At 60.3% G+C, this 22163-nt stretch carries 21 protein-coding genes, 1 tRNA gene, 3 rRNA genes and 2 pseudogenes; 12 read left to right on the forward strand and 15 right to left on the reverse strand.

Annotation, left to right across the window (positions count from 1 at the left end; translation table 11 throughout):
* Positions 1-29 precede the first annotated feature (29 nt).
* Both ACFQJB_RS06490 and ACFQJB_RS06495 read left to right on the forward strand, forming a co-directional pair.
* On the forward strand, positions 30-956 hold the full coding sequence (locus ACFQJB_RS06490) for a cation diffusion facilitator family transporter (RefSeq protein WP_120102485.1): 927 nt from the start codon (positions 30-32) through the stop codon (positions 954-956).
* Between the two features lie 73 nt (positions 957-1029).
* A pseudogene (locus tag ACFQJB_RS06495) lies at positions 1030-1826 on the forward strand (DUF2797 domain-containing protein).
* Between the two features lie 10 nt (positions 1827-1836).
* Here ACFQJB_RS06495 and ACFQJB_RS06500 read toward each other — a convergent pair.
* The 3 genes from ACFQJB_RS06500 to ACFQJB_RS06510 form a co-directional block, all read right to left on the reverse strand.
* Positions 1837-2274 (reverse strand): transcriptional regulator, encoded by a 438-nt coding sequence (locus ACFQJB_RS06500; RefSeq protein WP_379725284.1) that lies wholly within the window; start codon positions 2272-2274, stop codon positions 1837-1839.
* Positions 2264-2560, reverse strand: coding sequence for a toxin-antitoxin system TumE family protein (locus tag ACFQJB_RS06505; protein ID WP_379725287.1), 297 nt, complete (start codon positions 2558-2560; stop codon positions 2264-2266). The genes ACFQJB_RS06500 and ACFQJB_RS06505 overlap by 11 nt, the downstream gene beginning before the upstream one ends.
* Before the next feature lie 135 nt (positions 2561-2695).
* Positions 2696-3217: an archaemetzincin family Zn-dependent metalloprotease gene (locus tag ACFQJB_RS06510; RefSeq protein WP_120102481.1), complete on the reverse strand. Its 522-nt coding sequence runs from the start codon at positions 3215-3217 to the stop codon at positions 2696-2698.
* A 162-nt stretch (positions 3218-3379) separates the two neighbouring features.
* On the opposite strand from ACFQJB_RS06510, the gene ACFQJB_RS06515 reads away from it, so the two are divergent.
* Both ACFQJB_RS06515 and npdG read left to right on the forward strand, forming a co-directional pair.
* Positions 3380-4255: a TIGR01548 family HAD-type hydrolase gene (locus ACFQJB_RS06515; RefSeq protein ID WP_379725290.1), complete on the forward strand. Its 876-nt coding sequence runs from the start codon at positions 3380-3382 to the stop codon at positions 4253-4255.
* Between the two features lie 59 nt (positions 4256-4314).
* A pseudogene (gene npdG / locus ACFQJB_RS06520) lies at positions 4315-4982 on the forward strand (NADPH-dependent F420 reductase).
* 24 nt (positions 4983-5006) lie between these two features.
* On the opposite strand, the gene ACFQJB_RS06525 reads toward npdG, so the two are convergent.
* Positions 5007-5198 (reverse strand): hypothetical protein, encoded by a 192-nt coding sequence (locus ACFQJB_RS06525; protein WP_379725293.1) that lies wholly within the window; start codon positions 5196-5198, stop codon positions 5007-5009.
* 86 nt (positions 5199-5284) lie between these two features.
* On the opposite strand from ACFQJB_RS06525, the gene ACFQJB_RS06530 reads away from it, so the two are divergent.
* Together ACFQJB_RS06530 and ACFQJB_RS06535 are read left to right on the forward strand one after the other, a co-directional pair.
* On the forward strand, positions 5285-6088 hold the full coding sequence (locus tag ACFQJB_RS06530; RefSeq protein WP_379725296.1) for an inositol monophosphatase family protein: 804 nt from the start codon (positions 5285-5287) through the stop codon (positions 6086-6088).
* Between the two features lie 79 nt (positions 6089-6167).
* Complete coding sequence (locus tag ACFQJB_RS06535) at positions 6168-7319, forward strand: DUF63 family protein (RefSeq protein WP_379725299.1); 1152 nt, start codon at positions 6168-6170, stop codon at positions 7317-7319.
* Between the two features lie 13 nt (positions 7320-7332).
* On the opposite strand, the gene ACFQJB_RS06540 is transcribed toward ACFQJB_RS06535, so the two are convergent.
* From ACFQJB_RS06540 to ACFQJB_RS06555, 4 genes are all read right to left on the reverse strand, one after another.
* Positions 7333-8091 (reverse strand): ABC transporter ATP-binding protein, encoded by a 759-nt coding sequence (locus ACFQJB_RS06540; RefSeq protein WP_379727978.1) that lies wholly within the window; start codon positions 8089-8091, stop codon positions 7333-7335.
* Entirely contained in the window at positions 8088-8942 is an 855-nt protein-coding gene (locus ACFQJB_RS06545; RefSeq protein ID WP_379725302.1) for an ABC transporter permease, read from the reverse strand. The genes ACFQJB_RS06540 and ACFQJB_RS06545 overlap by 4 nt, the downstream gene beginning before the upstream one ends.
* Positions 8939-9994, reverse strand: a complete 1056-nt coding sequence (locus ACFQJB_RS06550) for an ABC transporter substrate-binding protein (RefSeq protein WP_379725305.1) — start codon at positions 9992-9994, stop codon at positions 8939-8941. Before ACFQJB_RS06550 ends, ACFQJB_RS06545 begins: the two co-directional genes overlap by 4 nt.
* Before the next feature lie 191 nt (positions 9995-10185).
* Positions 10186-11745 carry an ATP-binding protein gene (locus ACFQJB_RS06555; protein WP_379725308.1) on the reverse strand — a complete coding sequence of 520 codons (1560 nt, stop codon included), beginning with the start codon at positions 11743-11745 and terminating at the stop codon, positions 10186-10188.
* Positions 11746-11892: 147 nt separating this feature from the next.
* Here ACFQJB_RS06555 and ACFQJB_RS06560 point away from each other — a divergent pair, with 147 nt between their 5' ends.
* Positions 11893-12453 (forward strand): TATA-box-binding protein, encoded by a 561-nt coding sequence (locus tag ACFQJB_RS06560; protein WP_120102471.1) that lies wholly within the window; start codon positions 11893-11895, stop codon positions 12451-12453.
* Here ACFQJB_RS06560 and ACFQJB_RS06565 read toward each other — a convergent pair whose 3' ends face one another.
* Both ACFQJB_RS06565 and ACFQJB_RS06570 read right to left on the reverse strand, forming a co-directional pair.
* Positions 12454-12753, reverse strand: coding sequence for a helix-turn-helix transcriptional regulator (locus tag ACFQJB_RS06565; protein ID WP_379725311.1), 300 nt, complete (start codon positions 12751-12753; stop codon positions 12454-12456).
* Positions 12750-13088 (reverse strand): ArsR/SmtB family transcription factor, encoded by a 339-nt coding sequence (locus tag ACFQJB_RS06570; protein ID WP_379725314.1) that lies wholly within the window; start codon positions 13086-13088, stop codon positions 12750-12752. The genes ACFQJB_RS06565 and ACFQJB_RS06570 overlap by 4 nt, the downstream gene beginning before the upstream one ends.
* A 265-nt stretch (positions 13089-13353) precedes the next feature.
* Here ACFQJB_RS06570 and ACFQJB_RS06575 point away from each other — a divergent pair, with 265 nt between their 5' ends.
* The 3 genes from ACFQJB_RS06575 (at position 13354) to ACFQJB_RS06585 (ending at position 14600) form a co-directional block, all read left to right on the forward strand.
* Positions 13354-13737 (forward strand): winged helix-turn-helix domain-containing protein, encoded by a 384-nt coding sequence (locus ACFQJB_RS06575; RefSeq protein WP_120102468.1) that lies wholly within the window; start codon positions 13354-13356, stop codon positions 13735-13737.
* Positions 13737-14009: a DUF7521 family protein gene (locus ACFQJB_RS06580; RefSeq protein ID WP_379725317.1), complete on the forward strand. Its 273-nt coding sequence runs from the start codon at positions 13737-13739 to the stop codon at positions 14007-14009. Before ACFQJB_RS06575 ends, ACFQJB_RS06580 begins: the two co-directional genes overlap by 1 nt.
* Positions 14010-14081: 72 nt before the next feature.
* Positions 14082-14600: a CinA family protein gene (locus tag ACFQJB_RS06585; RefSeq protein WP_379725320.1), complete on the forward strand. Its 519-nt coding sequence runs from the start codon at positions 14082-14084 to the stop codon at positions 14598-14600.
* A 6-nt stretch (positions 14601-14606) separates the two neighbouring features.
* Here ACFQJB_RS06585 and ACFQJB_RS06590 read toward each other — a convergent pair whose 3' ends face one another.
* Positions 14607-15797, reverse strand: a complete 1191-nt coding sequence (locus ACFQJB_RS06590; protein ID WP_379725323.1) for a redox-regulated ATPase YchF — start codon at positions 15795-15797, stop codon at positions 14607-14609.
* A gap of 119 nt (positions 15798-15916) precedes the next feature.
* Here ACFQJB_RS06590 and ACFQJB_RS06595 point away from each other — a divergent pair, with 119 nt between their 5' ends.
* Positions 15917-16273, forward strand: coding sequence for a hypothetical protein (locus ACFQJB_RS06595; RefSeq protein WP_379725326.1), 357 nt, complete (start codon positions 15917-15919; stop codon positions 16271-16273).
* A 30-nt stretch (positions 16274-16303) separates the two neighbouring features.
* Positions 16304-16486 carry an HVO_2922 family protein gene (locus ACFQJB_RS06600; protein ID WP_120102464.1) on the forward strand — a complete coding sequence of 61 codons (183 nt, stop codon included), beginning with the start codon at positions 16304-16306 and terminating at the stop codon, positions 16484-16486.
* Between the two features lie 213 nt (positions 16487-16699).
* On the opposite strand, the gene rrf is transcribed toward ACFQJB_RS06600, so the two are convergent.
* From rrf to ACFQJB_RS06620, 4 genes are all read right to left on the reverse strand, one after another.
* A 5S ribosomal RNA gene (rrf, locus tag ACFQJB_RS06605) occupies positions 16700-16821 on the reverse strand.
* A 142-nt stretch (positions 16822-16963) separates the two neighbouring features.
* Positions 16964-19874: ribosomal RNA gene (locus tag ACFQJB_RS06610) — 23S ribosomal RNA — on the reverse strand.
* A gap of 309 nt (positions 19875-20183) precedes the next feature.
* Positions 20184-20255, reverse strand: a tRNA-Ala gene (locus ACFQJB_RS06615).
* A gap of 167 nt (positions 20256-20422) precedes the next feature.
* Positions 20423-21891, reverse strand: a 16S ribosomal RNA gene (locus ACFQJB_RS06620).
* The 16S, 23S and 5S rRNA genes sit together here with 1 tRNA gene alongside, the layout of an rRNA operon.
* Positions 21892-22163 lie beyond the last annotated feature (272 nt).

The raw sequence follows: 22163 nt of genomic DNA on the forward strand, positions 1-22163 counted from the left end.
CTGAAGTCACTTCTGGGGCAATTTGCTGTATGCACCGCGAGGACGCAAGACGCCGGTTTCGACGCGCCTCGTGGGTCAATGTCGGAGCTAATCTCGCCAAGATCATCGCCGAAGGCGCTGTCGGCATCCTCTTTGGCTCGGTTGCTCTCGTCGCCGACGCGGCCCACTCGGTGGCCGATCTCGTCGCCAGCGTCGTTGTCCTCGTCTGGGGTAGCAGTTCCTTCGAATCAGCAGATGTCAACCACCCACATGGCCACGCCCGTATTGAACCGCTGAGCGCGCTGTTTGTCGGGGCGGTGATCGTCGTGCTCGGCGGGTATCTCCTCTATGAATCCGCTCGCGGCCTGCTTGCCGGCTCAGAGATCGAGTTTAGCTACTACCTGCTCGGCGCGCTCGGATTCGCCATGGCCGATATGTATCTCGCCTACTGGTATACCCAGCGGGCCAACGTCGGATTAGATTCGACCGCGCTGGCCGCCTTAGCGAAAGACTGCCTCAACGACATCTACACGACTGTCGCAGCGATCATCGGCGTTGTCGGCGTCCGGCTGGGCTTTCCGGTGCTCGATCCGATCGCCGGCGCACTCGTCAGCCTGCTGGTCATCTATCAGGGCGTCGAGATCGGCCAAGAGAACCTTGATTACCTTGTCGGCGCGGCCCCCACAGCCGGCAAACGCGAGGAGATCGAGTCGATCATCGCAAACCACGCCGCGGTCGAAGGCTACCACGATCTGACGGTGTTCTACGATGGCACCGTGTTGGAGGTCGAAGCCCACGTCGAGGTCGACGGCGAGTTGACCATCGCGGAGGCCCACGATATCGAAACCGATCTCGTCACCCAGCTTACCGGGATGGGTGAGGTCGGCGACGCCCACATTCACCTTGATCCCGCCGGACTTGGCGAGTGGAAGGACGGCAGCGATTCGCCATCGCAGTCGCCGACCGACACGTCATAGCTCGACAGCGACGACAGCAGGTGGCAGCGGCCACAAGGGACAGCGATTTACTGCCAGCTATCGAAGCACCGCTGTGCAGATCGTTGGCTACGATGCCGCCGACGGTGGGTTTTTGGTGAGCCCCAGCAACGGCGATGCTGCGTCGGGCGAAGCCGCCGATACCGCTGCGACAAGCGATGAGAAGATCACCTATCAGCCGCTCGATCCCGGCACCGAACTCGACTACAGCCTCGGTGAGCGGCACTGCGCCGGCACGATCCACGATGACAGCCATATCGCCTGCGAGAACCCCACCGCGCCGTACTGCCCGGAACACAACCAAACATGGGTCTGTGCGCGCTGTACCGGCACCTGTCTGAAAGACGAGATGGACTGCCATGACAACCACGCGATCTATCTCGCAGCGTTCGCGCCAGCGACGTTCAAAGTCGGCGTGACGAAGGCATGGCGACTAGAGACCCGGCTCCGCGAGCAGGGAGCCGACCGGGGAGCCCACATCGCGACCGTCGAAAACGGCCGGATCGCCCGCGAGCGCGAAGCCGAGATCGCCACCGAGATTCCGGATCGGGTTCGGGTGCCGACCAAACAGGCTGGCCTCGGGCAGGCGGTCGACACCGACGCGTGGGAGACACTGCTGGCTGAATTTGCCCCGATCGAACGGTTCGACGTCGAGTATGGGCTCGCCCTCGACAGCCAGCCGGTCGCCGAAACGGTCGCCGCCGGCACCGTGCGAGGCACGAAAGGGCGACTCCTGATCGTTGACCGCGACGGATCGACGTACGCCGTCGATATGCGGGAGTTGGTCGGCTGCGAACTGATCGAGGGCGCAGCAGCCGGGAGCTACAGTCGAGTCTTGGGTCGTTTGAGTGAGCTGAGACGGTTACACAGACAGTTCAGCACCACCTGCGACGCCTGCTGCACTGATTGTTACATCAAGCTCGACAGTCTCGTAGGGGATGAAGGGGGCTTTTGACTGCCCATCCTGCCGAAATTTGACGATCCCGGTGTCGGCTAATAGCTCGATATCCTCGTGGACGACCGAATAGCTGCGGTCGACACGCTCGGCTAACTCGGTGATGCTTGCTGCTGGGGCCGCCATCAGTGACTGAATGAGTTCCAACCGACGATCGGTAAGCAGCCGGCGGATTCCCTCAGCGGTTTCGAAGGAAACGACCGCCGCCTCGGCGGCAGCCGGATCGTCGGCGACGGCCTCCAGTGCAGCATCGAACGCCGCCGCGCCGGACTGGATCGTCAGACGGAGCGTTTCCGGATACTGTGTCGATTCGGGGACGGGCGTTGTGTGGGTATCATTGCTCATTGAGCTGGAAGACCTCCGTTCGGAACCGGGCAAGGTGGGATTCGAGATCCGTAACCTCGATCCCAGTTACCTCGCCGTTGTGGTGTCGGTGGTGTGGGCCAACGGTGCTGTCGTGGGCGTTGTCGTACCGCAAGATCGCTGTTTCATCATCTGGGTCGTCGTACTGAAACCGGTAAGCGTAGCCGCCCGGGGCCGTCGAATCCTCGACGGCGAACAGTTCGACCCGAGTGCCGGCAACAGTATCAACCTCGAAGTTGCGCTCGATGACGACATCACCGTCAGCCATGCGAGTCTACACGATATGCTATCACCTGATACAGTATAGAAGTGTCGCCGTCAACAGTTACCGGTGATTGGCTATGAGACCGATACCATAGCAACCGCGGAGACAACGAGGAATTACTGGAGTAGAATCAGGTCGTTATCGCAGAATCCGACTACAGGAGCCACAGAGGTTCTCCTCTTTCACGTCGACCTCGCGGACGGTCGGCGAGAAGCTCATCACACACTTCGAGTTATCACAGTGCTCCAGCCCAAGGGTGTGGCCGATCTCGTGGACAACTTCCTTTCGGACGCGATCCGCAAACACCTCGTCTTCCGGCTTGGTCGTGATCCCTCCATCAGAAGACGTCCGGAGGCGGTGCGTTGAGATCACCGAGCCGTTGCCGTTGAGATACGCCAGCCCGAAGACGTAGTTTCGGCGACGGTAGTAGAGGTCGTTGGAGGTAATGCCGATGTTCGTATCACCGGTGCCGACACGGCTGACGAGTTCGATGAAGTCTTCGGCCCGGTATTGGTTCCGGGATTGGTCGAACGCGCCGTCGGGGATCGACTGGCTGTCGTGGACGGTCACGTCACAGTCGTAGACCGACCGCAGGACAGCCGACGACTCGCGCTTGACGTGGGCGGGGACATCCCCAATCGGCACGATGTCGGCATGCATGACACAGCATACGACAAGCCGGTTCTTAAATTTCACGCCCCAACCACCTCGGCGTCGTGCGATTGTCTGACGCCGGTCGGCGGTTCCGTGGCGACGCCCGACCCGTGTTTTGACGCGGGTGTCTCGGTACGCTTTTTGTATCGGCCGGCGACCGTCGGGACAATGAGTGAGCTTGCTGTCGTGTTGGATATCGACGGCGTCTTAGTCGATGTCGCCGACTCCTACCGCCGGGCCGTCATCGAATCAGTGCGTCGCGTGTACGACGAAACACTTGATCGCGCAGCGATCCAGCCGTTCAAAGACGCCGGCGGCTTCAACAACGACTGGCTGGTCACTGACGCGATCGCACTCTACGTCCTCGCCCGACGGCAGGGCTTCGAGCAGGATGTCCCGACGTTTGCCGACCGCATCGCCGACGCCGGCGGCGGCCTCGAAGCGACGAAGACGGTTCTCAAATCCGAGTTGTCGTCGGACAACTACGAGAGGGTGACCGACGCGTGGGAGCCAGATCAGCTCCGCACCGTGTTTCAGGCACTGTATCTTGGGAGCGATCTCTTTGCGGAACTGGAAGGCGAGAAACCACCGTACGACGCGGACGGATACATCCACGACGAGCCCGTTCTCGTCGACGACGACACCCTGACCGCGCTGACCGACCGCTACGCTGTCGGTGTCATCACCGGTCGACCGGCGGCAGAGGCGTCGATTGCCCTCGACCGTGTTGGCCTCTCGGTCGCCGACGAGCACCGCTTTACGATGGATAACTGGAAACAGGGCAAACCACATCCCTACGCCCTATTGACGCTCGCCGACCGGTTCGACGCCAAGCAAGTTGTCTTTGTCGGCGACACGCTCGATGACGTACGAACTGCGGGCAACGCAGCCGTCGAAGACGACCGCCGCGAGTACCATGGCGTCGGCGTCCTCACCGGCGGGTTGACCGGCGACGAAGGCCAAGCGGCCTTTGAGGACGCTGGCGCGGCCGCGGTGCTCGATTCGGTCAACGACCTTCCCGCGTATCTGCAGCGTATGGACTAACTACCGGGGCGGCCCGCCGGTCACGTAACGCTTACCCCCAAACAGCCCTCACGAAAACCATGCGAATCGCACTCCTTGGCGGCACTGGTGAGATCGGTGAAGGGTTGGCACTCAGATGGGGCCACGACACCGACCACGATGTCGTCATCGGCTCCCGCGACCCCGAAAAGGCACGCGAAGCAGCCGATGACTACGAGACCGAACTTGCTGACCGCGGCGTCGACGCCAAGATCACTGGCTTCGAAAACGCGATGGCCGCCGACCGTGCCGACGTGGTCGTCGTCGCCGTCCCGCCGTATCATGTCGCCGAGACGATCGAGGCCGTCGCCGACTCACTGGCCGAGGACAATATCATTATCTCGCCGGCAACAGGCATGCAGCGCGACGAGGACGGCTTCCACTATCATCCGCCCGACGCCGGTAGCGTGACCGCCATCGCCGCCGCCGCGGCTCCCGACGAGATTCCGGTCGTCGGCGCGTTCCACAACCTTGCTGCCGGGCGATTAGCGGATCTCGATGCTGACCTGGGATCGACACGCTCGTCGTCGCCGACGACGCCAGCGCGAAAGCGACCGTCAGTGGGCTTGCAGAGGATATCGACGGGCTTCGTGCGCTTGACGCCGGTGGGCTCGCCAACGCCCCTGAAATCGAGTCGGTGACGCCGCTGTTGATCAACGTCGCCATGCACAATGACGGCCTCCACGATCTGGGCGTCCGCTTCGAGTGAGCTATTGAGCGTCGATTCGGCTGCTTAGGGCTCGCGTTCTTCTGCGTCGCGTGCCTCCCGCTCCGAGTCTGGTAGTTTGATCGCTCGAAGTGAGGTGGCTTCCGGGTCGTCGATGGTAGTTTTTGCGTCGCTGTCGGCTGAATCGGCTGTTGCTGGTTCGACCTCGGTGTCGACATTGTTGGCGAGCCATCGCCGCAGCTTCCTGAATACCCGCATCAATACGTGGTGTGAGTACGCACGTCGGTCGGCAAAAGCCGGTCGGAAACGACGGATATAGACCAGCGTCAGCCGAGAGCTAACCCGTGAACGCAGACGCCACAAGCCGACCGGGAGTCGCCACGCGCGCTGCAACCGCCGGGGCGGAGCTGGCGCTTGAATCGTTCCGAACCGATATCGCCACCGAGACCAAGGCAAGCGATATCGACGTGGTGACGCAGGCCGACCGCGACGCCCAAGCCCGGGTGATCGAGGTCATCGAATCCGAGTACCCCGACGAACCGATTGTCGGCGAGGAAGATGACGCCCTAAAGACGGTGCCCGATTCGGGGCCGGCGTGGATCGTCGATCCGATCGACGGCACCACCAACTTCGTCAACGACATCCGCGTGTGGGGCACCGCCGTCGCCGCCGTCAAGGACGGCGAACCAGTCGGCGCGGCGGTCGTGCTACCCGCACTCGACGACAGCTACACCGCCGACCGAGAGGCGGCCTATCTGAACGGCACCGCCATCAGCGTCAGCGAAACGAGCGAGCCGGAGTTGGCGACCGTCTCGCCGCTGATGTTGTGGGACGTTAACAACCGCAAACAGTACGCGGCGGCGACACGCGAACTCGTGACGCGATATACTGATCTCCGGCGGTTCGGCTCCGCGCAGGCAACGCTCTCGCTGATCGCCGCGGGGTCGCTGGACGGTGGGTTCACAAATCTTGTCTCGTATCCCTGGGACAGCGTTGCCGGCGTCCATCTCATCCGGCAGGCCGGCGGTACGGTCACCGACCGCCACGGCGACCGGTGGCGACACGATTCCGAAGGGCTGGTCGTCTCAAACGGTGCAGTTCACGACTCGCTGTTGGCCGCAACCCGCGGGATCGACAACACGGTGTAGGGCATCGTGGTTGGTCGGCTGTGCTGCCCAGCCACGAGAGACCGGAACCCTCAATTCGGTCTCGGCCGGACACGCTCGTATGGCCGGCTTCTCCGCACGTCTTGATGCCGACCCCGAACAGTTGTGGCTCGGTGTTGTCGGCACACTGACCACCGTCCTCGTTGTCGGCACAGTGCTTGCCCGCGAGTTGGTTTACGACCGCTTCATCTGGCAGTATTTCTGGGGGCCGGTCGCGGCCGACGGCAACGGCGCGCAGTGTGCGGTGATCCGCGACGGCGACGTGTCGTATCTCTTCTCGACTACCGAGTGTACGTCCGCCGAGGCAGCGGGTGAGATCGTCGCCTACCCGGGCTACACACTTGTCTCGGAGGTTGGCTATGTGCTCGTTTTGCTGCTCGCACTCGTCGGCGTCTATCTGCTCCTTCGCCGGCTTGCGATCGGCGACAGCCGGTCGCTGTTCTACGCGCTGTTTCCGTTCATGCTGTTCGGCGGCGCGCTCCGCACAATCGAGGACGCGGGGATCGCTGCCCTCGCCGCGGGAAGCGAACCGCTGATCGCCTTCCCGTGGAGCGCGCTCATCATCAGCCCGTTCATCTACGTGACGGTGTTTGCGATGACGCTTGCGGCCGTTGGTGTTGGCGTCACCCTCGAACGCCGAGAGGTCGTTGACGCCTACGAGTACCCGGTCGCAGCGATCGGGACACTGCTTCTTGCCGCAAGCGTCGGCTATCTCACCTATCTCGCGGTGACGACAACATACGTCAGCCTGCGGCCGCAGGTGCTGGCTGTCGTGGTGATCGGCGCGACGCTGTCGGCGGCGGCGACGTGGCTGCTCATCGAACGGGTCGCGCCGGCGATCAACGCCGGCACCGGCCTGATGGGCCTGGTGTTGCTGTGGGGCCATTCGATCGACGGCGTTGCCAACGTCGTTGGCCTCGATTGGATGCCGGCCCTCGGAGCAGGATCGAATCTCGTCCCGAAACACCCGGTGAACGCGGCCGTCGTCGATATTACCGGTGCGGTGTTGCCGCCGTCCGTGCTGGCGGTCACCGGCGACACATGGCCGTTTCTGGTGCTCAAACTGGCGGCAGCAACGTTCGTCATCTGGGTGTTTGAACCGGATCTGCTTGAGGAGTCGCCACGATACTCGATCCTGTTGTTGATCGCGGTGTTAGCGGTCGGCCTTGGCCCCGGGACGCGGGATGTGTTGCGAGCGACCTTTGGGGTATGAGAACGGGATCCGGTTACTCGATCGCATCCCGTAACTGTTGTTCGTAGTCGGCGAAGGCGTCGTCCGTCCGGGAGCGTGGCCGAGCAAGGTCGATGTCGACGACCTCGTGTACTGACCCCGGCGACCCAGTCAGCACGACCACGCGGTCGGCCAGCGTGACGGCTTCGTCGACATCGTGTGTCACAAACAGGATAGTCTTGTTTGTCGCCGACCAGATATCGAGCAGTTCCTCGTGGAGCCGCTGTTTGGTCTGGGCGTCGACGCTGCCGAACGGTTCGTCCATCAGCAGGATCTCGGGGTCGACGGCCAGCGCGCGGGCGATCCCGACGCGCTGTTTCATCCCGCCGGAGAGCTCCTTGGGGTAGCTATCCTCAAACCCGTCGAGCCCGACGAGGTCAATCATCTCGCGGGCCCGCTGCAGGCGAGCCTGTTTGTCGAGGCCACGCTCTTCGAGTCCGAAGGTGACGTTTTTGAGCACGGTGCGCCACGGGAACAACCCGTATTCCTGAAACACCATCCCGCGGTCGGTGCCGGGGCCATCGATCGGTTCGCCGTCAAGCCAGACGGTGCCCTCAGTTGCGGATTCGAGGCCGGCAATGATGCGGAACAGTGTTGTCTTCCCCGCCCCTGACGCACCGATGATACAGACGAACTCGCCTTCCTCGACCGCGAAGTTCACGTCGCGTAATGCGTCGACCGGCCCCGATTCCGAGCGGAATCGCTTATCTATCCCGTCGACGACGATCTTGCCGTCGGTCGGCTGTTGGCTCATTCGCGCCATACGAGCACCCTCGATTCAACGCGTTGGAAGATCCCGTCGCTGATCAGGAAGACGATGCTGATGACGAACATGTAGGCGACGCTCACATCGAGTGCGAGGTTCTGGGCGGCGTTGATGATCTGGAAGCCAACGCCGGGTGCGCCGAACAGTTCGGCGGCGACGACGATCATCCACGACTGGCCGATGCTGGTGCGGATGCCGGTCATGATCTCCGGGCTCGCCTTCGGCACGACCACCTTGCGGATCATTGTGAGGTCATCGTCGACGCCGAGTGAGGCGGCAACCTCCTTCGTGCTCTGGGGGACACTCTTGACGCCGGCGTAGGCATTGTAGAAGTTGATCCAAAAGGCCCCGATGCCGACGATGAACGCGGCTCCCTGATGGTTGACACCGAGCCAGACGATGGCGAAGGCGATCCAGGCCAGCGGTGGGATCGGGCGTAACACGCGCTGGACGGGTGTGATCGCATCGTCGAGCAGTTCGCTCCAGCCGAGGGCGATCCCGAAGGCGATCCCGGCCGCGCCGCCGACAAACAGCCCCGGAATGTAGTGATAGAGGCTGTCGGAAAGGTTGACCAGCATTCTGGTGAGCCCAATCTCAAGATCGAGCAGTGGGACGGTAAAGACGGCCGGCGCGGTCAACTCGACGACGAAGGCTTGGGCGACCTCAAGCGGCGTCGGCAGCAGATAGGTCGGCACCGGCATCGCGGCGACCTGCCACACCACCAGAAAGATCGCCGAGCCGACGGCTCCGCGAAGGAGTCGTTGCCGTCGGCCGGAGGCGATCAGTTCCTCGTCGGCAAACAATCCGCTTTCTGAGTCGGTGCTTGTGTCGATGCTCATCCGATCACGCGACGTTGTCGTAGTGACTGAACTCGAAGAAGCTGGTCGTTGGTTAACTCCTGTTCTGTTCGCTCAAGCCGATTGGCCCAGTCGGCGAAGATCGGCGTCCCGTCTTCGATCTGGTGGGGATCAGAGATGAAGTTCGAGGCCCGGGAGTCAAGCGCGGCGCGGGCGTCCTCGACGGGGAGTGCTTCCGACCCAACGACGTTGCTCGTCGCTTGGGCGGCTCCATCGGGATTCTCCGCGACGAACTCCGTCGCCCGGATGTGTTGTTCGACGAAGGCTTCGGCGATCGCGGGCGCGCCGTCGTAGACTCGTTCGTGCATGAGGGTGATCGCACCGGGCTGGCCACCAGGGAAGAAGTTCCCGCTCCAGTCGAGATCGGTGTAGCCGGCGTTGCGCCGTTTGGCGATCGTCGGCACCGGCTCGATCATGCTCGTGCCATCGATCTGTCCCGAAAGTAGTGCCTGCCGAACCGGGCCTGCACCGCCCAGCGAGGTAACATCGACGTCGCTGCCGGGTTCCAGTCCTAACTCCTCGATCAGCCAGTACCGCAGTGTGATGTCGGGAACCGACCCCGGTGGGTAGGTGCCGAACTCGAAGCGTTCGCCGGTTTCCTCCTCGAAAGCCGCGAAGGCATCGGCACCGGATTCCTCGTAGTCCGCAGCAAACTCGTTGGTTCCCATGATCAACATCGGATCAACGATATTTGCGTTCGTGATCTTCGCGGGGATCCCCCGATCGATGACGATCATCGCCGGGATGATTCCGAACAGCATCACGTCATACTCGCCGGTTGCGGAGGCTTGGACGATACTCGGCCCATCGGAGAAGAGTTCGGTCTCAACCTCGACCGGGAGTTCCTCAAAGTAGCCCTCCTCCAGCATAATATGAGACTGGATGTCGGGATAGATCGGCATATGTGCGACGCGCAATGTGTCGATGCTACCGCCATTTCCACCGCCTGCACAGCCGGCCAGCCCTGCTGCACCGGCTGTTGCCAGCCCGCTCAGGTATGTCCGCCGGGAAACGGGTGTATGGTCGTCTGTCATTACCACATATCGGCTATCAGAGTGGTTTAACCGTCGGATAGGTCGGATACCTGCCGATACCGAATACCCGTTGATATCGAAAAGCCCGATCCGAGCCGTTTGATGCAGGTGTTTGCTTCCGTTTGCTCCAGCAGATTATGTCAGATATAGCCGCAAATATTGCTGTCAGTTGCCCGCCCCCGGCGAACTACTCAGCCGCGATACCACTGGACACACTGTTCGAACCACGACAGACGGCCGAGTAGCGTGTAGCTCAATCCAAGCGTGAGTCCCCAAAGGAGGTGAGCGAGCAGGCCGATCGGCGTGAGATTCGGAAGCGTTGCCGGCTGGCCGAGGATCGACAGCCAGGCCGGCATCACGAACCCGGCAGCAACAAACCACAGCACTGTACCCCACCCAAGCCCGAACAGCGATGCCCGTCGCCGTGGGGACAGCAATGTGCCGCGGTCAGTGTACTGATAGCCGGTCGCAAATAGGAGCGCGAAGATCACGCTGTGAAAGAGGTGTGTCAGCCACCCGATCCCGGGACTGTTGACGCTGTAGAGCGCGCCGATCACCGGCAGCGAGTCCGCGGCGAGTTGCAGGAACGATCCCATCACCACGCCGGCAACGACCCCGGCTGTCGTTGCGCGACCGACGGCGAACATGCTAATCCCGGTCGTTTCCGTCATCGATCCCGACAATGGCTCCCGGGGAAGCCGAACCGTGATCCGGTGTGGCTCTTCGCTCCCCGCACCGCCCGCGGTCATAATCTGCCCGCCGTACCGCTCGACTAACAGGCTGACCGCCTGTAAGCCAAAGCCGGCACCTGGATCGTCGTACTCCGGAAACTCCCCCATCGTCAACAACTCACGTTGGGCCGGCGGAAGCCCGGGGCCGTAGTCGACCACGCTGATCGCAACCGACTGCGGTGTTGATTCGATCGCAACGCGGACAGCGTCGTCGCCGTACCGGATCGCGTTCTCGACTAATTCGGTGACAACGATGTCGAGACGGTCGTCGGCAGCGACGGTCAACTCGTCTGGCACTGACTCGACGCGAATCTCCCGATCCGGGTAGCGCTCACGAAGCTCATCGATAGCCGTCGAAAGCGTCCCCGCAAGCGGCACCGGTGTGATCTCGCTGTCCTCGTTGGGGCTGGCGATTCGGCCGACCTCAGTGATCGTCTGTTTGATCGTGCCGGCAGCGTTGTCGATCGCCGAAACCGACTCCGGTCGGTCTGGCGTCTCGGCCAGCAGACCGGCATGGCCCTCGATGATTGCAGCGGCGTTGAGCACATCATGGCGCAACAGTCGATTAACAAACGCCGCGCGGTTGGCCGTCCGCCGGATCTCCTGTCGCTTTCGGGTGTTGGCAGCCGATCGATCCCCCATGAGAACGCCGACAACAGCACCGCCCAACAAGAGGTTACCCACGAGGAGTTGTGAATCGAGCAGTGTTGTCATCATCCCCTCGCGGAGGATCGCACTGAGTTGTGTCGCCACCAACAGCGCGACCAAGGCGACGATCCCGAGGCCACACCAAACCGTGACTGTTCGCACGTAGGTCGTCGAGAACCGCCCGACAGCGAGGATCACGCCGAAGACCGTCAATCCAAGGCCGACCAACAGCGGCGGCAGACTCGCCAGCAGAAACGGCAACGGCATCCCAGCTCCGATCGTCTCGGCGACAAAGAGTCGTGTGATAAGAAACCCCACCGCAGCGATCCCGAACCCGCCGTACCGCTTCCAACGCGTCGACGGTGTGGCCATTGTGGGATCAGTGTCAACGAAGCCATTAGGTCGTTGGGGGTTCTGAGTTGCTGGCGCACAGCCGACACTGATGGGGGCTTTTATCAGTCGTTTATGTACCACTTTTATATTGGTTCGTGTTCTACCAGTCGCACGTACTACTGACATATGGTCGATCCGACAGAAACTATCGAAATCCAAAACGTCGTTGCCTCGACAGGGATCGGTCAGGAGCTCGATCTCGAAGCACTTGCGACCGACATCCCGGGGGCGGACTTCAACCCTGACAACTTCCCTGGGTTGGTCTACCGCACCCAAGATCCGAAAGCCGCTGCGTTGATCTTCCGGTCAGGAAAGATCGTCTGTACCGGCGCGGCCAGCACCGACGAGGTTCACGGCGCGCTCGATATCGTCTTCGAGAAGCTTCGTGGCCTCGGCATCCCGGTCGGTGATGATCCGGAAATCACCGTCCAAAACATCGTCTCCAGTGCGGATCTCGGCGATAGCCTCAATCTCAACGCCCTCGCCATCGGGTTGGGACTTGAAGACGTCGAGTACGAACCCGAGCAGTTCCCCGGGCTCGTCTATCGGATGGACGATCCTGAGGTTGTCATCCTGCTGTTCGGCAGCGGGAAGATCGTCATCACCGGCGGCAAAAAACCCGAAGACGCAACGGCGGGCGTCGAAAATATGACCGAGCGGATCGCCGAACTCGGGCTGTCGGGCTGATTACGGCGAGGGGGTTGTCGTCGCCGGTTCGGTGCACTGCTCGGCTTCCCACCTCCGTCGGTCGGCGATCGCCGCAGCGACGCGGTCGGTCGGCAGGTAGAGATTCGTCCGGTCATCCTTTTGTTGTTTGCTGAGATACCCCTGCTCGACGAGAGAATTGAGGTTTGGATACAGCTGCCCGGGGTTGATTGTTGTCTCGCGGTAGGCTTCGAGTTCGGCTTTGATCCCGAGGCCGTAGGGCTCGTCCATCCCGTCGATGACAAACAACAGATCGCGTTGGAACGCGCTCAACTCCTTCATCGGGACTCAGTGGTGAGCAGCAACGCCGTGTCGACGGCGCGGTAGCATTTCATCTCACACCCCTTTTCGGAGTAAACGTTGTCGCAGATACGGACAAGCTCGGCGTCGACGAGCTTTCGGAGGTGGTAGCTCGCATTCTGCACCGAGGTGTCGACGCGGTCGGCGATCTCCGAGGCTGTCAACGGCTCGTCGCGGACGCTCAACAGGATCTCACGGGCGGTTTCGGAGTGAATCGCTGCCAGCACGTCGCCGAAGGCGTCATCGTCGAACTCGATGACACGCGTCTCATCGGTCGGCGTCGGCGTTGGCTCAGGGCGCGTCGAGAGGGCGTGCATCAGCGGGCACCTCCACGACGGACGCGGTCGATACAGTCAGGCTGTTGAAACGGGTGACACATGGGGGACGCTACTGGAACTAACTCGGTGGCGGTATATAAATCGCCCACGCGGGTTTCACAGACAGAAACGCACCGGTGAGAGACTGTGTTGACTGGGACACGCCAGCGCGTCAGTCGGTGGTCGCCGGCGTCAGTCGATAACGGTGACACCGCGAGTCGTCGAACGAGTACGTTTATGCACGCTTCGGCACAACGGATATGCAATGGTGCGTGACCCGTCACAACGGGACGATGCTCCTACCACTGAGGAGGTTCTCAACGCACTCGGCGACGAACCTACCAGAGCTATTATCACCGAACTCTCAGAACCAATGACGGCAAACGAACTCTCGGATGCGTGTGATATTCCGCTGTCAACGATGTACCGCAAACTCGACCGCCTGACCGACGCCAACCTGCTGACCGAATCGACGGAGATCCGCCGCAGCGGCCAGCATGCGACGCTGTATGCTCGTGGCTTCAGCCAGATTACCGTGTCTGTCGACGACGACGAGCAGCTGGTTGTCGCCGTCGAGCGACCGGCCGACGAACAGACCGCCGACCGGCGGCTCGAAGAGCTCTGGACGCGAATGCGGGAGGAGACCTAATGCACCTTGAAACGATCATCATTGGCGTGATGGCTTCGATCCTCGTGTTGGGGAGTGCAATCACCTACTTTGCGTTCAAGGCCTACCGACGAACGGGTGATCCCTCACTGCGTGGGCTGATGATCGGCTTCGGGTTTGTCACCCTTGGCGCGCTGTTTGGTGGGATCGCTCACCAACTGCTTGAGGTTGGCCTTGACGTTGGGGTCGTCATCAATGCCGTGCTGACAGCGATCGGCTTTTCGATTATCACCTACTCACTGTTTATCGAATAGCCGGATCACGCCCACGTTGGATTCAGGGGCGACGATCCGATGATTCAAACTGCCGGATCGACGACACCCGATATGGATACCTCCACCAACACCATCGAAGCAACCCTCGGTGACCGCCTCACCGCCCGCGAAGAGACGGTGGCGGTTGCTGAATCGCTCACCGGCGGGTTACTCTGTTCGCGACTCACTGACATTCCCGGCGCAAGTGCGTATGTTGACCGCGCCGTCGTCACCTATTCAAACCGGTCAAAACAGACCGCACTCGGCGTCTCTCGGGAGGCACTTGACGCCCACGGAGCGGTCAGCGAGCCCGTTGCCGCCGAGATGGCCCAAGGGATGCGAGATACCGCCGAAACAACGTGGGCGATCTCGACGACCGGGATTGCCGGCCCAACCGGTGGCACGGATGAGAAACCGGTCGGCCTCGTCTACATCGGCGTTGCCTACGCCGCTCCGTGGGGCACCGACGAGTCGTTCGTGCGGGTGACTCGCCATGTCTTCGATGGTGACCGCGCAGCGGTGAAATCGACGACCGCGACCGAGGCACTTACCGCGCTGGCGAGGGCGATCGATGACGTCGCCGAGGCGTAGGGCAGCTTAGTTGGTCGAGACGATCTCGACCACGTCGCGGTGGGTGAGATCGTGATCTGCGCCAACCTGTCGCTCAGTTCGGCAGTCGATCCCGTGGAGGAGCCCGTCGCCGATATCGGAGTGCAAGAAATACGCGAAGTCCTCGGTAGTCGCTTCCTCAGGGAGGATGAAACAATCTCGGAACACACCATCTGTGTCGTCGCTCCCGTTGGCACTGCCCGGGAAGACGGCGATACAGCCCAGCACATCGAACAGCGCGGTTTCGATCGCCTGTTGGACGCCGGTGCCGCCGTAGTCGGCGATGAACTCCCGGATCTGTTCGAGGCCGGCCTTCTGGTCGGCGGATGGATCACCGATGATCTCGAAGTCGTCGTCGCCCGGTGTGTAGTCGACGACACCGTTGTCGTCGGCGGTTTTTAGGGCACCTTCGGCGTGGGCACTTGTTGGCACAAACGTGAGGTGGTCGTAGTCGGGGTCGTCAGTGATCTCGTCCCAGTTGGCCTGGGCCTCGGGGGTGTCCATCTTGTTGGCCGCAATCAACATGGGTTTGGTTCGCTTTCTGATCTCGCGGGCGAGGGCCTCGCGGTCGTCGGCGTCCCACGTGTCGGTGTCGAGTTCGAGACCAAGCGAGAGGATGATCTGTTTGATCTCATCCTTGTTGGTTTTGAACGCGCTCATCTGTTCGGCGAGGTCGACCTCAATCTTCGCATCCGCGCCCTCGTATGTCGTTTCGTGGCTCTCGATGCCCTTTTCGAGAATATCGAGATACCACATGTCGAGTTCAGTTTCGAGGAAATCGATGTCCTCGCGTGGGTCGTGGCCCGCAGTGGGTTCGCCCTCGCTGTCGGTCGTCCCTGAGAAGTCGACAATGTGGATCAGGACATCGGTCTCGTTGAGATCGGTCAGAAACTGATTGCCGAGCCCGTTGCCCTCGTGGGCTCCAGGGATCAGCCCGGCAACGTCGACGAGTTTCGTCGGCACAAAGCGGGTGCCATCCCGGCAGACGCCAAGGTTTGGGCTACAGGTCTCATCGAACTCTGGGGCCGCACACTCGACGCGGACGTAGGCCTCGCCGACGCTGGGGTCGATCGTCGTGAAGGGGTAGGCCCCTTCCGGCACATCGTTCATCGTCGCCGCATTGAAGAAACTGGATTTACCGACCGATGGCTTGCCAACCAAGCCGATGCGATAACTCATTGTCCGTGGTGGTCGACCGACGGGCAAAAACCGTTCTACCCGTCGGCGCGTCGCCGGCTGGTAGCGTATGACAGGGCCAACCCACAGCGGTTTTGCTGTCGCTTGGCGAACGGAGACCCATGGATGATGCTGAGAGTGATGACACGGCGGGACAACCCGACGCTGACACGGCTACCGCTGACGACGGCGATCGGTTTGTCGTTGGCGTACAGGTCACCGATGACCAACTCAAGTTTGTTGTCCACGTGCCAAGTGAGATCGATTCAGGGTGGCGCGATCCCGAGGCGTTTCAACAGTTGGTCGCAGACGTGACGTGGGAACACCTCGATCAGGAAGCCACGCTGCAAACGATCGCCGCCACCGGCGAGCCCGGCGAGACGGTTACGCTTGGGCATGTGACACTGCAACCGGACGGAACCGTTGTCGACGCCGAGTTGACAGCACCAACGGCTGAAAATAGCCTCGATCACCGGTAGAGTCATATGTGTGTGAGCTAATACCATACTGTGACAGCAACCTTTGAACTCTTCGTCGACAGCGCGGATCAGTGGCGATGGCGGCTTGTCCACACAAACGGCAACATCATCGCCGACAGTGGAGAGGGCTATGCTAGCCGCCAGAAATGTAAGCAAGGACTCGAAAGCGTCAAAGAAAATGCCGCCGACGCCGACGTTGTTGACGCCGAATAAGTCGACAGCGATACCGCTATGTGCAGCGTTTCCTACGCACGCCATTTGACGTACACCAGTATTGCGTCCAGAATGGCGTGGCAGTGACAGCTATCGCTGCCGGTCTTGACACGACCGGCCTCGTGTGAGTGGAATCGCGAGGGCTGCCGCTACCCGGTCGAAATGTGTCGGCGAGCCATGGAAGTGACTCGCCAGGATGAATGAAGTATGAATGGGTGGCGGCGAACCACAACTCCCAGAGGGTCTCCCACTCCAGTACCGCGTGGTACGCTGACGAGCTTAACTACCGTGTTCGGGATGGGCACGGGTGGAACCTCGTCGCTATGGCCGCCGAAACCGACTACCAGAATCGAACTGGTATCTTACCAGACCACTGTCGGCAATTCTACCACCTCACGATCGCTCGTTTGCTTATCGCGTGTATGTGCAATCCAGTTCGCGCCTGGACCCATTACAGTGGGTCACAGTGCATAGTATGAATATTGGCTTGGACTGTTAGTGCTCGTGGACTCAACACCTCGTTGCCTTGGTGCGTACATCCCGAGTCTATCGAACTCGTCTTCTACGAGTGTCCTCAATGGTACGTCTTTTTCATGTGGGTTTCGAGCTTAGATGCGTTCAGCTCTTACCCCGCGGCACGTGGCTACTCGGCAACTGCCTTCTCAGACAACCGATACACCAGTGGTGCCCAATCGTAGTTCCTCTCGTACTATACGATCGTTCATGGCACGTACCTTACACCCCCAATAGATAGCAGCCGACCTGTCTCACGACGGTCTAAACCCAGCTCACGACCTCCTTTAATAGGCGAACAACCTCACCCTTGCCCGCGTCTGCACGGGCAGGATGGAGGGAACCGACATCGAGGTAGCAAGCCACTCGGTCGATATGTGCTCTTGCGAGTGACGACTCTGTTATCCCTAAGGTAGCTTTTCTGTCATCCACAAGCCTCATCAATAGGCTCTGTGGGTTCGCTAGACCACGCTTTCGCGTCAGCGATCCTCGTTGGGAAGATCACTGTCAGACTTCCTTCTGCTCTTGCGCTCTGCCTCGGGTTCCCGACCCGAGTGAGGAAATCTTGGGGCGCGCTCGATATCTTTTCGAGCGCGTACCGCCCCAGTCAAACTGCCCGGCTACCGGTGTCCTCCGCCAGGAGTGAGAGTCGCAGTCACTACCGGGTAGTATTTCAATGTTGGCTCGGTGGCCGCTAGCGCGGGTACCTGTGTAACGCCTCCTACCTATGCTGCACAGTAGCGACCACGTCTCAGCGACAGCCTGCAGTGAAGCTCTATAGGGTCTTCGCTTCCCCTTGGGGGTCTCCAGACTCCGCACTGGAACGTACAGTTCACCGGGGCCAGCGTTGGGACAGTGACGCTCTCGTTGATCCATTCATGCAAGTCGCTACTGAAGCGACAAGGTACTACGCTACCTTAAGAGGGTCATAGTTACCCCCGCCGTTGACGGGTCCTTCGTCCTCTTGTACGAGGTGTTCAGATACCCGCACTGGGCAGGATTCAGTGACCGTACGAGTGCTTGCGCATTTGCGGTCACCTGTGTTGTTACTAGACAGTCGGAGCGTCCGAGTTATTGCAACCTGCCTCGCTGGAGGCAGGCATCCCTTCTTGCGAACGTACGGGACTAACTTGCCGAATTCCCTAACGCCGGTTGGGGCCCGACAGACCTTGGCTTTCGCTGCCTGAGCACCTGTGTCGGATCTTGGTACGGACAACACGCTTGCCGTTTCACGGGCTCTGGTACCACCGCGTTTCCCTGTCTCGGTAGTTACCCGCTTCGTGCCATGACGGCTTCCACGGGCGTGACCGATTCGACCGGGCGAAAACCCGGTGCGGTGTTTCCCAAAGCGTTGGCTTTGAGTGGTGTTGGTACTGGAATATTAACCAGTTTCCCTGTTGTCCCCGTCGAGTTGCGAGGGGACTTAGGACCGACTAACCCTTGGCTGAATGACAGTGCCAAGGAACCCTTGCTCGTAAGGTCGTCGAGGTTCTCACCCGACTATCGCTGCTACTGTGACCAGAATTGTCGTTACTGTACGATCCATACGAGTTCTCACCCGTATTTCCACTCGAACAGTACGCCAACCTACGTAGTCACCATGATTGGTGTTGTACGGTCTCGGAAACGGATTTGAGCCCCGATCATTTTGGGCGCCTCGAACCTCGGCCGGTAAGCTGTTACGCTTTTCTTAGAGGGTTGCTGCTTCTAAGCTCACCTCCCGGCTGTTTAGGGCTCGAGACCACCTTCGGTTGCACTTAATCCGTATTTTGGGTCCTAACCGTACGCTGGGTTGTCTCCCTTACACCACAGGCTTACCCCGCAGTCCGGACTCCCACCGTCTACAACGTCCGTAAGTTTGGAGTTCGACAACCCGGCCGACCTCTCTCGAGGGCGGGACGAGTAATCGGTCGCTCTACCTCACGGACTATCTCGGGTGAGGTCATGCTTCGACATGTTTCGGTTGGAACCAGCTGTTGCCGAGTTCGATGGGCCTTTCACCCCTACACATAGGTCACGCGAGGGTATTGTAAGACACCAACGCTAACGGGCCTCCACGTGCCTTTCGGCACGCTTCACCCTGCCCATGTGTAGATCACTCGGTTTCGGGTCGTATCCCCACGACTCCCCGCGCTTGAACACGGCGGCCCTGGTGCAAAGCACTGCGGCCATGTCGCTTTCGCTCTGCCTGCCCCGATCATCGGGTTAGGCTTGCCATGGAGATACACTCTCTGGGTCGTTTTTCAAAACGTACGACGCAACATCGGCTTCTCACTCGTCTTACTGGAGGCTTGCACCTCGGTCATTCTGAGTGAGACCTTGTATGCCACGTCGTTCGATCGCCAGCTGATTTCGGGCCCTATTGCACGATCCTTCTCGGAGTGCTTTTCAGCGTTCGCTCACGCTACTTGTTCGCTATCGGTCTCGAGGAGTGTTTAGTCTTTCCGGGGGATGCCCGGGAGTTTTCACACGGGAGTTCCGACCCATGCTACTCTGGAGCTGACGCGCGATGTACTTGCTTTTGATACGGGGTTGTCACCCTGTATCACGCTCCGTTCCAGAAGACTTCTCAAAAGCGTTCGATCGGTGATTGTCAGTCCTGACACCACATTGCCCGTGAGGGCTTCGGTTTGGACTGTGTCGTGTTCACTCGCGGTTACTAACGATATCGCGGTTGCGTTCTTTTCCTGTCGGTACTGAGATGTTTCAATTCCCGACGTTCCCTATTGCGCAAGGCAATTGTGAGAGGGATTCCCATTCGGAGATCCTACGTTCTTCGCCTCCATGCGGCTCCCGTAGGCTTATCGCAGCTTGGCACGTCCTTCATCGGCACTCGAGCCGAGCCGTTCACCAGCTGGCACAGTAGCCAGTTGAAGAGATAACATTCGGACGAATGTTATCGCTGGTGAGGTGATCCAAAGGATCACCTCGCGAGACGAGTATAACTCGCCTCAATGTATGTTCACTGTACCCGGTATGCGTGCTCGGAAGAGCACACAAACTGTAATGGGTCCAGTGGACGCCTGGATTGCACGTACACACGATCTCATGGCGACCCAGGGTGGTAGATCTGGGACGCTCGATCCTTCCCAACCCGCTTGCACGGGATGGTGCATCGATCTTGTCGTATCACACCCGAACCGTGTAACCCGTATAAGGGACACGGTTTGGGTGCGTGCTGACATGGACTCAGTGGGATTTGAACCCACGGCATCCTCCTTGCAAAGGAGGCACTCTGCCGCTGAGCTATGAGCCCGCCTCGGTCGAGGAATCGACCGAGCGTGTTAGCCTTGGTAGTTCGAAGGTGCCCGATTGCACGCGTGGGCCGAACGAGTGCTCACTGGTCGGGGATGACCGGGGTGAGCGAGCAGACGCAATGAGTATGAAGGGTGAGTCTGGCCTGAAGGCCAGATCTCGGACGTTAGGAGGTGATCCAGCCGCAGATTCCCCTACGGCTACCTTGTTACGACTTAAGCCCCTTGCGAAGCCCAGATTCGACCCTGGTAACAGGGCCTCATCCGGACCTCACTCGGGTGCTTTGACGGGCGGTGTGTGCAAGGAGCAGGGACGTATTCACCGCGCGCTGCTGACACGCGATTACTACCGAATCCAGCTTCATGCGGGCGAGTTTCAGCCCGCAATCCGAACTACGACCAGGTTTGCGAGATTACCGTCACTTCTCAGTGTTGGAACCCGTTGTCCTGACCATTGTAGCCCGCGTGTTGCCCAGCCCATTCGGGGCATACTGACCTACCGTTGCCCATTCCTTCCTCCAGTTTAGCACTGGCAGTCTTCCTAATGTACCCACCCATCGTGCGATGGTGCTGGCAATTAGGAACGTGGATCTCGCTCGTTGCCTGACTTAACAGGATGCCTCACGGTACGAGCTGACGGCGGCCATGCACCTCCTCTCATCAGCTCGAGCAGATGTCGTCAACATGACTGTCATTACTGATGTCGGGGCTGGTGAGATGTCCGGCGTTGAGTCCAATTAAACCGCAGGCTCCTCCGGTTGTAGTGCTCCCCCGCCAATTCCTTTAAGTTTCATCCTTGCGGACGTACTTCCCAGGCGGCTCGTTTAGCGGCTTCCCTACGGCACAGCACCCACTCGTAGTGGGTGCCACACCTAACGAGCATCGTTTACAGCTAGGACTACCCGGGTATCTAATCCGGTTTGAGACCCTAGCTTTCGTCCCTCACTGTCGAAGCCGTCTTCTCAGAGTGCTTTCGCCATCGGTAGTCCGTCCGGGATTACGGGATTTCACTCCTACCCCGGACGTACTCTCTGAGCCTTCCGGTTCCAAGCCAGCCAGTTTCCACCGGACGCCCACCCGTTGGGCAGGTGGATTTCCCGATGGACTTGGGTGGCCAGCTACGGACGCTTTAGGCCCAATAATATGGGACATCACTCGAGCTGCCGGTATTACCGCGGCGGCTGGCACCGGTCTTGCCCAGCTCTTATTCGTTGACCACCTTACAGTCAACAAAAGCGAGGGCTAATATGCCCTCGCACTTGGGATTCCCCTATCGCACTTCCGTGCAGTGTAAAGGTTTCGCGCCTGCTGCGCCCCGTAGGGCCCGGAATCTTGTCTCAGATTCCGTCTCCGGGCTCTGACTCTCATCACCCGTACCGATTACTGGCACGGTGGGCCGTTACCCCACCGTCTACCTAATCGGCCGCAGCCGCATCCTTCAGCGGTGTCTTTAGAAAACAGTGCATTCCAGCGACTGTTTCATATCGGCCATTAGCCTCAGTTTCCCGAGGGTATTGCCGACTGAAGGGTAGCTTGGCCACGTGTTACTGAGCTATCTGCCACGAGTGTGAACTCGTTCGACTAGCATGGCTAAATCGAATCCCAATAGCAATGTCCTCCGGCAGGATCAACCGGAATGTGTCCAACTCACTCGGAGAGCGAGTTGGGGGTTGGCGGGAACGATTCCTTGACAGGAATCGGTCACCAAATGTGTCTCATTGCATGGTCTGTGTTCGGGGCCACGCGAGCAATCGGGTGGCACCGAACTACCAAGGCTAACGTCGGATCCCGTCTGTACGGCGTACCGCAGGGGTGGGATCCCCATTGTGTCGGATCTGAGTGTATCCGATTGGGCCGTATAAGCCCGTCGGATCACTCGTGGACTGTCGTCCACTCGATCCATGCGAGTG

This window comes from Halonotius sp. GCM10025705, assembly GCF_042662885.1.
GTDB classification, from domain to species: domain Archaea; phylum Halobacteriota; class Halobacteria; order Halobacteriales; family Haloferacaceae; genus Halonotius; species Halonotius aquaticus.

Bases quoted from the DNA above. Each gene is read 5' to 3' on its own strand.
- ACFQJB_RS06500 (WP_379725284.1), bottom strand. From the start codon at position 2,274: ATGAGCAATGATACCCACACAACGCCCGTCCCCGAATCGACACAGTAT.
- ACFQJB_RS06595 (WP_379725326.1), top strand. From the start codon at position 15,917: ATGGATGATGCTGAGAGTGATGACACGGCGGGACAACCCGACGCTGAC.
- ACFQJB_RS06560 (WP_120102471.1), top strand. From the start codon at position 11,893: ATGGTCGATCCGACAGAAACTATCGAAATCCAAAACGTCGTTGCCTCG.
- ACFQJB_RS06545 (WP_379725302.1), bottom strand. From the start codon at position 8,942: ATGAGCATCGACACAAGCACCGACTCAGAAAGCGGATTGTTTGCCGAC.
- ACFQJB_RS06535 (WP_379725299.1), top strand. From the start codon at position 6,168: ATGGCCGGCTTCTCCGCACGTCTTGATGCCGACCCCGAACAGTTGTGG.
- ACFQJB_RS06525 (WP_379725293.1), bottom strand. From the start codon at position 5,198: ATGCGGGTATTCAGGAAGCTGCGGCGATGGCTCGCCAACAATGTCGAC.
- ACFQJB_RS06590 (WP_379725323.1), bottom strand. From the start codon at position 15,797: ATGAGTTATCGCATCGGCTTGGTTGGCAAGCCATCGGTCGGTAAATCC.
- ACFQJB_RS06565 (WP_379725311.1), bottom strand. From the start codon at position 12,753: ATGAAGGAGTTGAGCGCGTTCCAACGCGATCTGTTGTTTGTCATCGAC.
- ACFQJB_RS06550 (WP_379725305.1), bottom strand. From the start codon at position 9,994: ATGACAGACGACCATACACCCGTTTCCCGGCGGACATACCTGAGCGGG.
- ACFQJB_RS06580 (WP_379725317.1), top strand. From the start codon at position 13,737: ATGCACCTTGAAACGATCATCATTGGCGTGATGGCTTCGATCCTCGTG.
- ACFQJB_RS06555 (WP_379725308.1), bottom strand. From the start codon at position 11,745: ATGGCCACACCGTCGACGCGTTGGAAGCGGTACGGCGGGTTCGGGATC.
- ACFQJB_RS06575 (WP_120102468.1), top strand. From the start codon at position 13,354: ATGGTGCGTGACCCGTCACAACGGGACGATGCTCCTACCACTGAGGAG.
- ACFQJB_RS06505 (WP_379725287.1), bottom strand. From the start codon at position 2,560: ATGGCTGACGGTGATGTCGTCATCGAGCGCAACTTCGAGGTTGATACT.
- ACFQJB_RS06490 (WP_120102485.1), top strand. From the start codon at position 30: ATGCACCGCGAGGACGCAAGACGCCGGTTTCGACGCGCCTCGTGGGTC.
- ACFQJB_RS06585 (WP_379725320.1), top strand. From the start codon at position 14,082: ATGGATACCTCCACCAACACCATCGAAGCAACCCTCGGTGACCGCCTC.
- ACFQJB_RS06540 (WP_379727978.1), bottom strand. From the start codon at position 8,091: ATGAGCCAACAGCCGACCGACGGCAAGATCGTCGTCGACGGGATAGAT.
- ACFQJB_RS06515 (WP_379725290.1), top strand. From the start codon at position 3,380: ATGAGTGAGCTTGCTGTCGTGTTGGATATCGACGGCGTCTTAGTCGAT.
- ACFQJB_RS06510 (WP_120102481.1), bottom strand. From the start codon at position 3,217: ATGCATGCCGACATCGTGCCGATTGGGGATGTCCCCGCCCACGTCAAG.
- ACFQJB_RS06570 (WP_379725314.1), bottom strand. From the start codon at position 13,088: ATGCACGCCCTCTCGACGCGCCCTGAGCCAACGCCGACGCCGACCGAT.